We start from the raw sequence: 15,508 nt of genomic DNA, 5'->3' as shown, positions 1-15,508 counted from the left end.
TTCTAGTATGTATATTCATAAATCTTGTTTTCAATAAATAATGAAAGTAATAATTGTTATGATAATGTTATTGTGTAGTAGTTACACAATGGCAAGCGAACGAATAACCTTAGTTGATAAAAAATTATCGCAAGGTTATGTGGCTCCGGTGCTTACAGAAAATAGTATCATTCTGGCAGATAAGCACGGAACCTTATATTCCTTTGATGCTGATAACCCAAGGACTTTGAATTGGAAATTGCACCTTCCACACACAAAAAAAATTGGTAACATGAGCCTATCGCGCCATAGAGGGATTGTTTTCTTTATAGTAGATAACGTTCTGCATACAATAGATGCAAAAACTGGCGAGGTTCAGTGGGAAAAAGAACTGAGAGCTCCGGTAAGAGGAAAAGCAGCAGTAATAAATAACAAATTGGTAGTATTAACCATCGATAACTACCTGTATGCGTTTGATATAAAAGATGGCAGCTCCGCTTGGACTTATCAAAATGGTATCAATGTGGTTCGTGGTTTACATTCCATATCACCCGTAATTTCTAATGATAAAATAATAGCACCGTTTTCAAATGGTGAGCTGATAGCTTTTAACGAAGATGGTAAAAAATTGTGGAGCCAAAAATTGGCTACAAACCTTCTGGACACACAGCTCACAGATGTAACCACTACACCAAGAGTGCTCGGTGATATTTTAGTAGCTACAAACAATTCTTATACTTATGGTATTAACGTGAAGTCAGGAAACATTTTATGGTCAAAGCCACTGCAAATAAAAAGTGTATCAGACATTGTATCATATTATAGTCCTCTTATCCCTGCAAAGGAACAAAGAGCTGGTGGCAGGATTTTTGTAATTACTAAAGATAATAAAATAATCGGTGTCGACATACAAAACGGAGAAACAGTCTGGACGTCCGATTTAATAGAAAATACGCAATTGTTTGCTCCAATTATGTATGCTCATACTTTATGGGTAACAAGTAACAAAGGGTTGGTGTTTGCTTTTCCTGGATCTGAAAACACATGAAAGGCAATTGAAATACCTGGCAATGTATTTCACACTCCAGTGTTTATCCATGATAAGATATATGTGACAATTGAGGAAAACGGTGTTTATTCTTTAGAAAATAGGTTTGTTTTTTATGACTGATTATGATCTGATTGTTATAGGTGGCGGTCCAGGCGGCTATAAGTGTGCCATTGCTGCTGCAAGGCTTGGATTGAAAGTTGCCTGCGTAGATAAAAATAGTATTTTTGGTGGTACGTGTTTGCGAGTTGGATGTATACCCTCTAAAGCTTTACTTCACTCCTCCTATCAGTATGTTCACACGAAAAATGATCTGTCAAAACTTGGCATAAAAGTTAAGGATGCGAGTTTTGACTTAAAAGAAATGTTGGAATACAAGGACGCCAGAGTTCAGGAGCTTGGAAAAGGTATAGAATATCTGTTCAGCCTTCACAAGATCACTAAAGTCAGCGGACTTGGAAAAATTACCGCTTTTGATCAAGGTAACCTCGAAGTTTCAGTTGAAGGCAAGAAGTTGAAGACAAAAAATATAGTAATTGCAACAGGTTCTGATGTTAGTTCTCTGCCAGGAATTAATATTGACGAGAAAAACATCATTTCATCTACCGGTGCGTTATCTCTAATTGAAGTGCAAAAAAAACTTGTCGTAATCGGAGCTGGAGCAATAGGACTTGAAATGTCTTCTGTATGGAAAAGGCTAGGGTCTGAGGTAACTGTAGTAGAGTTTCTTGATAGAATTGCTGCAGCAATGGATGGAGAATTAGGTAAATCTCTGCTCTCTAGTCTGCAAAAGCAAGGAATAAAATTCTCACTCAACACTAAAGTTGAGGAGATAAATCAAAATAGTAATTCTCTCAGCGTAAAAGTTTGCTCTGCTCAAGACAACCAAACAGACACTATAGAGGCAGATAAGGTGCTCATTGCAGTGGGTCGCAAACCATGCACCGAGGGTCTTGGTATCGATCAGAAGATAGAGAAAGATAATCGTGGTTTCATTCAAGTTAACAACAGGTATGAAACTAATATGAAAGGAATATTTGCCATCGGTGATGTAATTGGTGGAGCAATGCTTGCTCATAAAGCAGAAGAAGAAGGAGTGGCAGTTGCAGAGACAATAACAGGGCAGTCACCTCACGTTGACTATGGGATCATACCATCCGTCATTTACACTCACCCTGCCGTTTCTTCAATCGGTAAAACCGAAGAGGAACTAAAAAGTGCAGGTTGTAAGTATAAAGTTGGTAAATCCCAATTTGCTGCAAATGGCAGAGCAAAAATCACTGATGATGCAGAAGGATTCGTGAAAGTGCTGACTTGCAGCATCACAGATACAATACTAGGCATACATATCATAGGAAAATATGCTGATACGCTAATTAACGAAGCAGCAGTTGCAATGGCATATGGTGCTGCAGCAGAGGATATATATAGAATTTGTCACTCTCACCCTGATATAAACGAAGCTTTCCGCGACGCGTGTATCAATGCCTTCTTTAAAAAGTAACCTTGGTTCAATCATTGAAAATTGGCATGAATGGCTGAGATGCAATAGATCTTACTCACCTAACACTTTAGAATCATATATGAGAGACTTGCAAGATCTTATAAGTTTCCTCAGCGCTCATATTGGTGGAGAAGTAAATGTTGGTTCCTTAGAAAAATTAAGCATATCTGAGCTAAGAAGCTTGCTTAGTTTCCGTTACGCAAGAGGCGTAAATGCAAGATCTAACACTCGCGCGCTGTCAGCAGTCAGAAACTTTTTCAAGTACATAAGAAACAACTATGAAATAAATAATAAGGCTGTATTTTCTTTGTCAAAGCCAATTCAGAGAAAAACTTTACCTAAAGCATTATCGATATCTAATATAAAAACTCTACTGAAAGAAATGAAATTATCTGACTTGGGTGAACCCTGGGTAATAAAAAGAGAAGTTGCGATTATTGTTCTATTATATGGCACAGGCTTAAGAATTAGTGAAGCGCTAAGTCTTAGGATTAGTGATGTAAGTGGTGAAAACCTAATAATTACGGGTAAGGGAAACAAACAAAGGCAGGTATTTATTCTTCCGGTAGTAAAAAAGTGCTTACAAGAATATATAAAAGCTTGTCCTTACCTTGGCATTGACGATGAATCACAATATCTCTTTATGTGAGTAAGAGGAAAAAAATTTGGAAGAACTTACGTTGCTAATCGCTTGCAGAAAATAAGGAGAATGTTGAACTTGCCAGAAATTTTATCTCCACACGCATTCCGTCACAGTTTTGCCACTCATTTACTTCAGAAAAACGTCGATATAAGGTCAATACAACAACTGCTTGGCCATTCAAGCTTAGAAACTACCCAAGTTTACACTCACTTAAATTATCAGGATGTTTTTAATATGTACAAGAACTTCCAGCAGAATTTGGAGAAGAAATAGAAATCCTTTTAACTTGAGGATTATCTGTAGCACTACCAGGTCCTATGTCTTTTTCATCTCCTTTGTATAGGAAATACCCTGCTAAAAAAAGACCCAGCACAACTGCAGCAAGACCAGCACTTATCTCTGGATAATCCACTGCCGTTAAACACGCACCAACAACAAATGTTCCCGGCAATATAAAAAATGCAAGAGCGTAGTTGTTTTGTTTTCCACCTGGAGCACCTTCCCCCGAGGATTTTTTGTTTTTCAAATCTTGGTTTTGAGCTCCAAGTTGAGCATTTTCATTAATGAGTCGAGTTATTTTAGCTTGTTGATCCACCTTTTCTCGTTTTGCTTGTTTCAAATCAGCTTGTACGCTTTCAAGTTCAGTTCCAATATCTTGGAAAGGTTGTTTGAAACCTTCTGATAAAGATTGCCCCATACTTACAGGAAATTTTTCATTTAAATAATTCGTAATAGATTCAATTGGATCACCAACATCTCTTAACGCAGCAGCAACAATTGCATAATTCATGAAGCAATTATCTTCCACCAATTTTTTCACATCATCTAAATCTTTTCTGTTAATAACATTAGTTAATTGGTTCTTAATGGTTAGCTCAACCAATAGCTTCAGCTCTTTGTTTTGTATTGGCTTTATCTGACTAAAATCCAGCTCCTTATGTTTTAAAAGTTTAGTCAATACTTCCTTTTTATTTTTCGTTATTCCTCCTGAGCATAATCCAACAATTAAGCTAAGTGGTGTTTCTATTTCTCCATTTTGGTTTCTTCTCCAGCAGTTAGGGTTAAGCTTTTGATTCAATAGTGTTTCCGCTTTGTAAATGTCTCCATTAGCAAGAGCATTTAATAATTTTTTTCCTTTTTGTGCTTTTTGTATTTCTATTATACAATATCCTGCACGATTTTTCGTAGCATACTCGCTAGGACTTTGGTTTTTCTTATTGGTTATATTAGTGTTTATGTCTGGGTGACTAAGCAAAAGTTGTAACGTTCCCTTTTGTTGATAGCACATTGCTAAATGTAAAACTGTGTTGCCATTAGTTTGTTCATGAATGTTAACATTTATGTTCTGGTCCAGTAGAAGTAGCCTTAACATACTATGATATTTCTTTTCCGTCTCCATAGAACATGTAGACAAAACAGTAACTATAGTCATTAATGGTGTATACCCTTCATCAAACGCGTTAACATCTACACCTTCTACCGAAGCTCGCTTAAAATCTTCTAGGGTTTCATCATCAATAGCCTGAAATAACTTTTTTGTTGATGCGCTAAGCGGTTCTAGAGTTGTACGACCAAACATGTTGTTATTAGTGATATTAGTCCTATTACTTCTATATGGTTCCGGAACTCTCGAATCAAGGGAATTATCTCCTATACTAGGCATGTTACTTCTACCACTAAGAATTTAGTGGTGTAATTATATTAGGAAAATAAAGAAAATGTCAAGAGATTTTCCAAATTTTAATCTAGTTGACAATGCACTCTAAAAACTTTTCCGCATCAAGCGCAGCCATGCACCCAGTCCCTGCCGCAACTACTGCCTGGCGATATATCTTATCCTGAACATCACCTGCAGCAAACACTCCTGCCCTACTAGTTAAAGTTGTTGCAGGTTTTGTAATTATATAGCCCTGCTCGTCCATTTCAACAAAGCCTTTAAAAACACTTGTATTTGGTGCATGTCCAATTGCAATAAATACTCCATCTACTTCCAGTTCTTGAACTTTTTTAGTTTCTGTTGATTTAATTGCAATACCAGTAACTTTCTTTGGATTTTCTTCCCCAAGAATTTGCTCCACAGTATGGTTCAACATTACTTTTATCTTATCATTCTTAAAGAGCCTATCTTGCATTACCTTCTCTGCTCTCAATTTATCGCGCCTGTGTATTAGTATAACTTCCTTGGCAAACCTAGTTAAAAATATCGCCTCCTCAACAGCGGTATTTCCACCACCAACAACAGCTACAACTTTATTCCTAAAAAATGCACCATCGCAAGTTGCACACGCTGAGACCCCGTAACCTTGAAATTTTTTTTCACTCTTCAGGCCAAGCCATCTTGCTTGCGCACCAGATGCAATGATCATTGCATCTGAGTAGTAGTCATTAATATCACCAGAAGACTTAAACCTATATTCATTATAATCCTTAAGCTGCTCAACACTCTTTATTTCATCATCTATTATTTTTGCTTCAACCTTCTCTGCATGCAACCTCTTTTGCTCCATTAATTCCGGACCTTGTATTGAAATAAACCCGGGATAATTTTCAACATCCGTAGTAATCATAAGCTGACCACCAGGTTGCATTCCGGTTACTACAACTGGCTCTAAGTTTGCACGTGCTGCATATATAGCAGCAGCATAACCGGCTACTCCAGACCCAATAATAAGAACTTTTGTACTAAGTTGCCCCATCTATAATTGTTCACTGTATGAGTTTAGGTAGTCAGCTACTCCTTCATCACTTGCTTGCATTGCTGGTTTGCCTTTCTTCCATCCTGCTGGACATACTTCACCATGCTCTTTGTTATGTTTAATTGCATCAACGATTCTAATGAACTCATCAATATTACGTCCTAAAGGTAAATCATTTATTGATTGATGACGTACAACAAACTGATCATCAATAATGAAAGTTGCTCTAAAAGCAACTGAGTCATCATATAATACTCCATAGTCTCTTGATATAGACTTTTTGATATCAGACACTAAAGTGTAGCTAATCTCTCCAATACCACCACAATTAACTGGAGTCTCTCTCCACCTATGATGTGAGAACTTTGAATCTACACTTACTCCTATAACTTCAACACCGCGTTTCGAAAAATCCTCTATTTTGTTACTAAACGATATCAGCTCAGTTGGGCATACAAAGGTAAAGTCAAGTGGATAGAAAAAAAGGACCGCATACTTATCTTTTACGTATTCGCTTAGACAGAAGCTGTCAACTATTTTTCCGTCAGAGAGAACAGCCGGAGCATTAAAATCAATAGCGGACTTTGTAATAAGATTCATAATTTACCTATTCATTTTAAAACAATTTTAATTTTATACTTTGATAAGTTTACGTGCAAGTTTTCTTTAGTTTTAGTTCTATAAAAATTTTCAGACCTATTGTGACTGTATGAGCATTAAATTTCTTACATAACCTAAACTAAGCAGAAAAAAAGGCAAAAGAAATCCCGTGGTAGAAGTTGCTCACTCTCTAATCCTGCAAATTGGCGTACTATACTGTCTTAAACGACTTATAAGCGCGTTTCAGCTTGTATAGGGAAAAACCTAGAAGTCTAGGTGAATTAATAAAGACATGAAGCGCACATAGTGCAAAAAATTAAACATAAGACGCCAACCATGATACTTTCGTCGTTTAATCTGCACAGATTAAAGCTAAATGAATAGCTCCGATACTATAATAAAAGGAATGGCGAAGGTTGTCAAGTAGTTTTTTTGTTCTGTAATAACAAAAAATACAGAAGTAAAAATTTTATGTTAATTTTACTATATTCGTTGTTAGTATAATTGGCATAATCATAAGTATGGTAAAGCCAATGAAAGTTAATTTATCTAAAAAAAAATAGCGAGAGAGTCTTATCAAGTACAAAATAGGTTGCTAACGCTGGCCAAAACTATCTTGCATCGCTAAGTAGTAGCGCCAAACCAACTAGTACCTGGAAAAAGCTAGTCAACGCTCTTTTACTTGTTCCAATTATCGCGCCCACTGCTGCAACAATAGCGTCGATTGTGTGTGTCTACCTTTTTTTGAATGCTGTTAGTGCTCACAAGAACGATTCTAAACTATCCAAAATACTAAAGTTTATAGCTAGAGTCCTCATCTATATTGTTGCTGCTATAATTTTAATCCCGTGTATTATATCAAATCTAATGACTTCACTGGTACCTGCGCTTATTTTTTATTACATCAATAGAGATTTCTTCAATCAAAAAGATACAAGTATAGAAGTAAACGAAGTCAAAGTGAAAAGTGAAGAAGAGTACAAAAAACGCATAAAAGAAGAAGCTGATAAATTGGAGCAACATGATGATACAGATCATGGTCAGCCAGATATAGAAGTAATATCCCGAGTAATGAAAGATAAACAAGCTGTAGATCGGATTGTTGTGGCAAGGATTGCAGATGACGATATCAAAGACGGCAAAGTAATGATACGAACAACTGCAAATGACCAAAATATTACTATAAAGGGAATCATTGCTTGAAATCTTCCTGATGAAACAGAAGATTTTGCTGCTGGTTTTGGCTTGCAATGTAGCCTTATTGAAGGTGGTGTAGATCTTCAATGTAGTTTTAATGCACGCACTGAAGCTGACAAGAAGTAGGCAATTGAAAGCCTTAAACAAAGTAAGAGCCAGCACGCACTTTGCTCTCCAGCGATGGTGGCATATTGTCTATAGAGCAACACAGTAGCACACGACGGAAATAAGTCATATACAAGCTTGTAGTGATAGTGAGGTTTTATGAACATATCGCAATAAAAAGTCAACCCACCTAATTTTTATTAGTCAGCACACTGACTATGAAACAATCTATGTTACCGTCAAAGACGGAATTTATATTGCCCACTTCATATCCGGTTCTTAAATCTTTCACCATTTGATATGGATGCACAACATATGACCTGATTTGATTACCCCAGCCTATGTCACATTTCTTGCCGTATTCTTCAGCCATTTCCCGCTCTTTTTTTTCCAGCTCAATTTGGTATAAACGTCCTTTAAGCAATCTCAATGTCTCATGCTTGTTTTGATGCTGGGAACGGCTGTTTTGGCACTGAACTATGACACCAGTTGGAATGTGCGTAATGCGCACTGCGCTTTCAGTTTTGTTTACATGCTGACCGCCTGCCCCTGAAGCGCGGTAGGTGTCGATTTTTAAATCCTTTTCATCTACAGCAATATCAATTGAATCTTCTATCACCGGTGTCACCCCTACACTTGCAAAACTGGTATGACGTTTGCTGTTTGCATCAAATGGTGATATTCTAACCAGCCTGTGAATACCACCTTCGCTTTTTGCCCATCCATAAGCTTTTTCTCCAACGATTTTTATCGTTGCAGATTTTATACCAACCGATTCTCCCTCCAATTTTTCTACAACTTCAACTTTAAAGTTGTGATAAATCTCTGCCCATCTCATATACATACGCATAAGCATTTCAGCCCAATCATTGCTCTCCGTTCCACCAGTTCCTGAGTGAATTTCTAAGAAGCAGTCATTATCATCTGCTTCACCAGTAAATAAAGATTCTGTTTCCTTGCGCTTGATTAATTTCTCTAGCTTCACTAATTCGTTTTCAACTTCAGAGAAAAATTCCTCATCATTCTCATCAATAGCAAATTTCATTAGGCTGATAGCATCGTTGTAATCACTTTCTAACTTTGAAAACGACTCAACATCATTTTTGATTTTAGAACGTTCTTTTAAAATTTCTTGTGCTTTTTGGTTGTCCTGCCATAGATCATCACCTGCAGCCTGAAATTCTAGCTCTGCAAGGCGTGATTTCAATTTTTCTACGTCAAAGACACCTCCTAATGACAGAAATACTCTTATCTAAGCTCTGAAAGTGTTCAAAAATTTCTAAATAGGCTTTCATTACGCTTTAGATTTTAATATATTCACTATCAATAGCAATAACAGTACACAAAACAGAAATTTAACCATATAGTAGTTAATTTAAAACAATCCTATTATACTCTAATGTTTAAAGGGATCAAGTACGTATATGTGTTAAGAAGTAAGGTGAAGATATGAGTATTGAAATAAATTCCCACTATGGTTTAGATAAAAGGGCTATTGATGACCTAATTGAGTCACTTGATAAAGAGGAGCTAGAAAACGTTCGCAATATCGTAAAAACAATAGATAGCGTTCAGTTAGCCTATTTTTTATCTACTTCAATCAGTGACCACAGGGAAAAATTAGTTAGTATCCTAGATCAACATTTGTTAAGTGATGCCCTAGTACATGTAGTACCAGATTTACAAGTGGAAATTATAGAAACATTGGGAGTAGAAAATACGGCAAAGTTACTCACTCTTCTTGATGTAGAAGACATAGTAACCATAGTGAAGGACTTGGATAGAAAGTCTATAGAAAACATACTTCACTATTTGCCCTACACAACTCAAAAGTTAGTAGAGGAGTTGTTATCATACCCAGAAGAAAGTGCAGGAAGGTTGATACATAAAAACATGGTTATAGCTCCATATTATTGGACAATAAACCAGCTAACAGAATTCTTACGCAACTATAGAAAAATACCAGAAACATTCCATCAGATTTTTGTCATCAACTCAAAATTAGAACCTATAGGTAGTATTAATTTAAACAAGGTAATATCTCATTCGGGAGAAACAACAATAAAAGAGATAATGAGCCAGGAGATAAAGATCATCAAAACTGGAGTGGACCAAGAGGAAGTTGCAAGAATATTTAAAGATTACTCTCTACTATCAGCTCCAGTAGTAAATAAGCGTGGTAAAATCATCGGTGTGATCTTAATCGAAGATGTAATAAAAGTTGTCCAACAAGAAACAGAAGAGGACGTACTAAAAATAAGCGGTGTGTCATCCAAAGCTGATATAAATGCCCCTATACATAAAACCATAATTCAAAGACTACCTTGGTTGTTTTTCAACCTCTTAGCAGCAACGATATGCTCTATAGTAGTTGGATTTTTCGACAACGTAATAAAGAGTTTTGTAGTACTGCCAATAGTTATGCCAATAATTGCGTCGATTAGCGGAAATGCAGGATCCCAAACAGTAACACTCACCATCAGAGCAATCGCAACAAAACATTTAACTGAGCAAAATGCAAACAGAATACTGATAAAAGAGTTTCTAATAGGTCTTATAAATGGAATAATTCTATCTACTATTTCACTCGTAGTATTAGCAGTGAGATTTCACAGCTTCAAAGTGGAGATCATTTTTGCAGCCTCCATGCTTATGATGTCGATCATTGCAACATTTATTGGAACTTTCATTCCTATAATGCTCCATCGTTTAAAATCCGACCCTGCAGTTTCCTCTTCAATTCTAACATCAGCAACAACCGATATTCTTTCAGCTTTTATACTTCTCGGTTTAGCTACGCTCTTCCTGCTAAATAGCTAAGTCTTTCTAAAGCAAACCAGGTGCACAGCTTCAACTATATCTTCCACTTGCGGTAATGCTTTTTTCTCCAAGTTTGCAGCATAGGGTAAAGGAACATCCTTACCTGTTACGCGTACAGCTGGAGCATCAAGGTAGTCAAATCCCTCCTCCATAACCGCAGCTGAAAGCTCTGCGCCGATTCCTGCAAATGGCCAACCCTCTTCTACGCTGACCAATCTATTAGTTTTCTTGATAGAGTTAATGACAGTTTCAGTGTCAAGCGGCCTTAAGGTTCTCAGGTCAATAACTTCAGCTTCTATACCTTTACTAGAGAGTAAATCTGCTGCATTCAAAGCATACATTAATTGCAGTGAGAAAGCAGTGATAGTTACATCCTTTCCTTCCCGTATAACAGTAGCCTTGCCTATCTCAAGTAAATAGTCTTTATTCGATAGCTCAGAGTCAGGAACTTCGTGCTCATGTCCATAAGCAATCTCATTTTCTAGGAATATCACTGGATCTGGATCACGAATTGCAGCTTTAAGCAGACCCCTGCAATCGGAGGCAAAATAAGGTGCTATTACTTTTAATCCTGGTACATGCGAATACCAAGATGCAAAGCATTGAGAGTGTTGTGCAGCAACTCTCTCTGCAGCACCATTTGGTCCACGAAATACTATAGGGCATCCAAGTTGTCCACCTGACATATAATTTGTTTTTGCTGCAGAATTCACAATTTGATCGATAGCCTGCATAGAAAAGTTAAAAGTCATAAACTCAACAATTGGCCTAAGTCCAGCAAACGCTGCTCCAACAGCAAGACCAGTAAATCCATGTTCGGTAATAGGTGTATCAATCACCCTATTCTCTCCAAACTCTTTCAGCAATCCTTTCGTTACTTTATAAGCACCGTCATATTCTGCTACTTCTTCCCCCATAATAAACACATCAGGGTCGTTTTGCATTTCTTCTCTGATTGCTGCGCATAAAGCTTCTCTCACGCTTAAAGTTGCCATTTATAAACTTTTATAGATTAACTAAAGTAACTATATCAAAGTTACCAGTGGCTAGTAAAGCAGTATGTTCCATAGAGCAAAACTTTTGCTCTATGGAACATACATCATCTTGTTCTTTCACTACTGTTTGTTCTTTCATTGGTGATTTTTTCAGTATGGCTCGATTTAGATTTATCCAACATCTCATTATATGCTGCATTATAGTTACGTAATGCTCCAAAATATCTTTGCGGCATTGTAAAACCGTCTGCTCCTTTTGTCTCCATTCTTTGTGCAAATTGTTTTGTAGTCTCTGAATGTACTGTGTTCTCGAGTATATTTTTTCTCTTGTTGTGTGAGACACTTAATGTTGTTATTCTGACATCATCAGCAAAAACGTTTTTTAGTTCTGATTTGAGAAAAGCGGCATTATACAAGTTTTCTTGAGTTGGCTTATAGTGACCACTAAAGGCATCAATTTCAGTTGTTTTTCCATCTTTTACTTTCATCATGCCAAAACATAACCCCGGCTTACCACCAAGAAGTGTTGAATGGTAATATCCATATTTAGTATTATCACTCGGTTGGATATGTTGTGAAGTAACTAGCTTACCATCAAGTGTAATAGCATATGCTACAAGACCTTTTTGACCTTTACTTATCTTGTCGCTTGTATCGTATAAATTACCGCACTGGTCAAACAGTCTATATTCACCTTTCGAGCCCTTTTTTATAATTTTTGTGTTTTCTGCTTGCTCTTTCGAAGAAAAACGTTTAGCAGATGTTTCGAGTCCCATAAGCTCCTTATAGCTTTTTCTTTCTTTGGTCCCCACCTCTTTCATATATGCAACTTCTTCAAACATTGGAGGTGCTTTATATAAAATACCAGTGTAATGATCAATCACTGATTTATTACCAAGATCTATACTCACCTGTTCCTCTTTTAGTGCTTGGTGATTGCCTGATTTTGGGCTTGCTTTGCAAAATTCTTTTACTGCATATCGAAGCTTTTCCATCCTTTCCTTCTTTTCCCCTTCGAGATACACCGCTACTTTTTCAGTAGATCTATATTTACCTCCTAACTCTGAACTTTCATAGCTCTTGTTAAGGTCAAAAGATCCGCTTTTTGTAACCTTTCCATATAAACTTTTGGCATTAGAAGAAACTCCATTAGCAGCTTTTTTTGACAAATCTTCAATAGAGTAGCCATAATTTATAACCTTTTCTAATAGTTTATCGCCTACATTATTGATTGAATGTAAAGCACGTTTTATTTTTGATTTCTCTGACATATACTTTTACCTCAACTAATACTATTATTAATTATAGAAATATATTTATTAATTAAGTATTGGTGTTAAAATTACAAAGCTTAACAATGGTTTTAGCTCAGTAAGGAAGAAAACTGAGATAAGCTGTACAACTTCTAAACCTTACCAACACCATGTTGCACCAAGCATTCAATAGCTACTCCTTTCAATTCGGTGGTAGGCTTTGATACCATGTATGTAATACCGCCAGCTACCAACGCAGATGTTACAGAAGTTGTAATCATCGATAGAGCAAACAATCCTGAAACAATACTAAGGATAGAACCTACCATTGACGTTGTTACAACGCTTACGTAGGCAATTTTTGATAACGGTGGCTTTTTTCTACTTTTTTTAATGACACTTCACTTGTTTGAGAATGCTGATTTTTGTTTTTTTCTAATTCGCTATTAAGTGTTGCATTTTCACTTTTCAGATTTTTTATTTCTTGTTCTTGTAATTTACTCTTTTCTTGGTTTTGTTTATTCAATGCTTCCAATTTAGCCTCATGCTCAGCTACATAATTAGAATGCTGACTTTGCGCTTCTTCTAATTTACCCTTAAACGTTGCATTTTCACTTTCCAGATCTCCTATTTTTTGTTTCAGCGACTTATTCTCTTCATCGAGTTTATTAAGTGCTTCCTGCTTAGTCTCATGTCCAGCTACGCAACTTTTTAATTCCACTAGATCCTTTTGTGCTTTTTCTAACAATACTTTGTTTGTCTCAGAGTGCTGATTTTTTGTTTTTTCTAATTTATTCTTAAGTGCTACGTTTTCATTTTCTAGATCGTGTATTTTTCGTTTTAGTGATTGACTTTCTTTCTGCCCCTCCTCTAGCTGAGCACGTGATCTTTTTAACTTAACTTTAAGTTTTTCAGCTCCTTCTTTTTTCTGAACTTCTGTTACTAGATCCTCATCCTTTATCAATGAGCGATCTGCTCGATGTTTTATGAAAAATTTTGCTAATCTTTTATTGTTATTTGCAACAGCGTAATATAAGGGAGTATGCTTAGCCCTATCTTGTGCATTAATATTTGCTTTACTTTCTACTAGATATTTCGTAATCTTTGAGCAACTATATGCAATAGCAAGATGTAGAGGAGTCTTTTCATCTTTATTCTGTGCATCAATATTTGCTCTATGTTCTATCAAAAGTTTTACTAATTTCTCACTTCTAGCAGCAACAGCAAAATGTAGGGGAGCCCGTCCATCGCCATCCCGTTCATTAACATTTTCTTTATGTTCTTTTAAGTATTTTACTAGTTCTTCATGGGCTTCTTCTGTAGGAGCATATATTCGACTGTCGTTACTACTAACTTCATCAGTAGTCAAGTCTAAAGAGGCCTGTTCCCCGTTATGCGGAGTATACTGCTCTGGATATTGATTGTGCAAACACTCTTGCCCTACACGCTTCTGACTATTGGCAAATCGTTGTTCTGCCTCTTTTAACTGTTGCGCTTTAGCCTCTCTTTCTCTTAGAGCCTGTTTTCTTTCTAATGTGTCATCTACTTTGTTTGCATTAGTGATTGAGTTTAAAGAAGTCTGTTCATTATTTCTGCAATCTTCTGAAGCTTTATTATTAGGCTGTAATAAGGTATTACTGCTTCTATAAGTTTGTCTTCTCGTAGCTCTCGCCTCAGATTGATTTGTAGCATGGCGTATTTCTTCTTCCTCTAACATTTTTATTATAGCATCCATGTTTGGCACATTACAAATCATCTCTCTTGGAGTTAGGCCTTCACTATTTTTTAGTAGGGGATTTGCGTTAGCATCTAGTAAGATGCTGTACTATCTCTTGATAACCGTTCAAAGCAGCAATGTGCAAAGCAGTTAGCTTAGACTTAGCCACATCAAGTTCACGTATTGGTTCATCAACTTTTATTCTGTTTTTTAGTAGGCATTCTACCACTTTTGCATTTTTACATTCCACGGCAAGATGTAACAATGTATAATTTACAATTTTGCTTGAGTCTACTAATACACTGAATATCTTATCTATTCTTAAATCGTTATAAGTGCTATATTTTCCCTCATCCTTTTTGAGCAATTCATTTTTTATTCTTTCAAGTAGATTATTCTCATTCAGATCTTTACTCTCACTGACATTTTTTATTATTTCAAAAAACTTTTCCTTCTCTATTAACATAACCCTTTCCTCTTAGTTTATTTATCATTGCTGTATAGTTTCATAAAAAGGTTAAATTTATCGAAATTCTATATTTTGTCTAAAAATTAACCATAAAAACTTTCTTGTATTCCCCTATCAAAGTAGATACAAGCTGGCACCCAGAAAAAAGAATGGTCTCATCCAAGCACCTCCTTTTTCTGCCATCCAAGTAGCTGACACTGGGATCCAGTTTTCCATAAAATGATACATTTAACATAACTTTTATGCTTACCTACCTGATAAAATTCCAGAATTTTAGCGTCACGCGCTGGAATGACACCCTTCATGGGCTTTTGAATTGCTTTAGCTATAAATATTAAAAAATTTACCAAATTAGAAATAAGGTAAAAGAAGCCCCGTTGGTAGCTAATTATTTATATTAACTTTATAAATTGGCGTTTTTTATTGTCTTAAACGCTTTAACAAGCGCATTTTAGCTTATATTAGGTAAAAACCTTGAAAGT

12 protein-coding genes and 2 pseudogenes are annotated in these 15,508 nt (G+C 36.2%); 5 read left to right on the top strand and 9 right to left on the bottom strand.

Translation table 11 applies throughout. The annotated features are described in order from the left end of the window. Positions 1 to 40: 40 nt before the first annotated feature. From AB6N09_RS01945 to AB6N09_RS01935, 3 genes and pseudogenes are all read left to right on the top strand, one after another. Positions 41 to 1,150 (top strand): annotated as a pseudogene (locus AB6N09_RS01945) (outer membrane protein assembly factor BamB family protein). Further along, complete coding sequence (lpdA, locus tag AB6N09_RS01940; protein ID WP_411131279.1) at positions 1,143 to 2,531, top strand: dihydrolipoyl dehydrogenase; 1,389 nt, start codon at positions 1,143 to 1,145, stop codon at positions 2,529 to 2,531. Before AB6N09_RS01945 ends, lpdA begins: the two are co-directional and overlap by 8 nt. Beyond that, positions 2,512 to 3,447: pseudogene (locus AB6N09_RS01935) on the top strand (tyrosine-type recombinase/integrase). The gene lpdA and the pseudogene AB6N09_RS01935 overlap by 20 nt, the downstream one beginning before the upstream one ends. Here the strand turns inward: AB6N09_RS01935 and AB6N09_RS01930 are convergent. The 3 genes from AB6N09_RS01930 to AB6N09_RS01920 form a co-directional block, all read right to left on the bottom strand. Further along, the gene (locus tag AB6N09_RS01930) at positions 3,404 to 4,837 is read right to left on the bottom strand and encodes an ankyrin repeat domain-containing protein (RefSeq protein ID WP_411131278.1); all 1,434 of its coding nucleotides are present in this window, start codon (positions 4,835 to 4,837) and stop codon (positions 3,404 to 3,406) included. The pseudogene AB6N09_RS01935 and the gene AB6N09_RS01930 overlap by 44 nt on opposite strands. Before the next feature lie 82 nt (positions 4,838 to 4,919). Next, a complete protein-coding gene (gene trxB / locus AB6N09_RS01925; protein WP_411131277.1) occupies positions 4,920 to 5,870 on the bottom strand; it encodes a thioredoxin-disulfide reductase in 951 nt (316 codons plus the stop codon). Then, entirely contained in the window at positions 5,871 to 6,470 is a 600-nt protein-coding gene (locus AB6N09_RS01920) for a peroxiredoxin (RefSeq protein WP_411131276.1), read from the bottom strand. It abuts the gene before it with no gap. Positions 6,471 to 7,337: 867 nt separating this feature from the next. Between AB6N09_RS01920 and AB6N09_RS01915 the strand changes: the two genes are divergently transcribed. Continuing rightward, positions 7,338 to 7,673, top strand: coding sequence for a hypothetical protein (locus tag AB6N09_RS01915; protein ID WP_411131275.1), 336 nt, complete (start codon positions 7,338 to 7,340; stop codon positions 7,671 to 7,673). Positions 7,674 to 7,962: 289 nt separating this feature from the next. On the opposite strand, the gene prfB is transcribed toward AB6N09_RS01915, so the two are convergent. Beyond that, positions 7,963 to 9,067, bottom strand: a protein-coding gene (gene prfB / locus AB6N09_RS01910; RefSeq protein ID WP_411131274.1) for a peptide chain release factor 2 whose coding sequence is annotated in 2 segments (ribosomal slippage) — positions 7,963 to 8,991 and positions 8,993 to 9,067 — 1,104 coding nt in all. Because the reading frame shifts where the segments join, the coding sequence is not laid out codon by codon here. Between the two features lie 154 nt (positions 9,068 to 9,221). Here prfB and mgtE point away from each other — a divergent pair. Beyond that, positions 9,222 to 10,592, top strand: coding sequence for a magnesium transporter (mgtE, locus tag AB6N09_RS01905; protein WP_411131273.1), 1,371 nt, complete (start codon positions 9,222 to 9,224; stop codon positions 10,590 to 10,592). Here mgtE and AB6N09_RS01900 read toward each other — a convergent pair. The 5 genes from AB6N09_RS01900 to AB6N09_RS01880 form a co-directional block, all read right to left on the bottom strand. Next, positions 10,589 to 11,587, bottom strand: coding sequence for a pyruvate dehydrogenase complex E1 component subunit beta (locus AB6N09_RS01900; protein ID WP_411131272.1), 999 nt, complete (start codon positions 11,585 to 11,587; stop codon positions 10,589 to 10,591). The genes mgtE and AB6N09_RS01900 overlap by 4 nt on opposite strands. Before the next feature lie 104 nt (positions 11,588 to 11,691). Beyond that, complete coding sequence (locus AB6N09_RS01895; RefSeq protein ID WP_411131271.1) at positions 11,692 to 12,858, bottom strand: hypothetical protein; 1,167 nt, start codon at positions 12,856 to 12,858, stop codon at positions 11,692 to 11,694. 134 nt (positions 12,859 to 12,992) lie between these two features. Beyond that, positions 12,993 to 13,169 carry a hypothetical protein gene (locus tag AB6N09_RS01890; RefSeq protein ID WP_411131270.1) on the bottom strand — a complete coding sequence of 59 codons (177 nt, stop codon included), beginning with the start codon at positions 13,167 to 13,169 and terminating at the stop codon, positions 12,993 to 12,995. Between the two features lie 17 nt (positions 13,170 to 13,186). Further along, positions 13,187 to 14,575, bottom strand: a complete 1,389-nt coding sequence (locus tag AB6N09_RS01885) for an ankyrin repeat domain-containing protein (RefSeq protein ID WP_411131269.1) — start codon at positions 14,573 to 14,575, stop codon at positions 13,187 to 13,189. Positions 14,576 to 14,642: 67 nt separating this feature from the next. Then, positions 14,643 to 15,023, bottom strand: coding sequence for an ankyrin repeat domain-containing protein (locus AB6N09_RS01880; protein ID WP_411131268.1), 381 nt, complete (start codon positions 15,021 to 15,023; stop codon positions 14,643 to 14,645). Positions 15,024 to 15,508 lie beyond the last annotated feature (485 nt).

The sequence above is a fragment of the Wolbachia endosymbiont of Tettigetta isshikii genome, from assembly GCF_041154185.1.
Taxonomy (GTDB): domain Bacteria; phylum Pseudomonadota; class Alphaproteobacteria; order Rickettsiales; family Anaplasmataceae; genus Wolbachia.
This window is presented reverse-complemented; position numbering and strand designations above follow the sequence as displayed.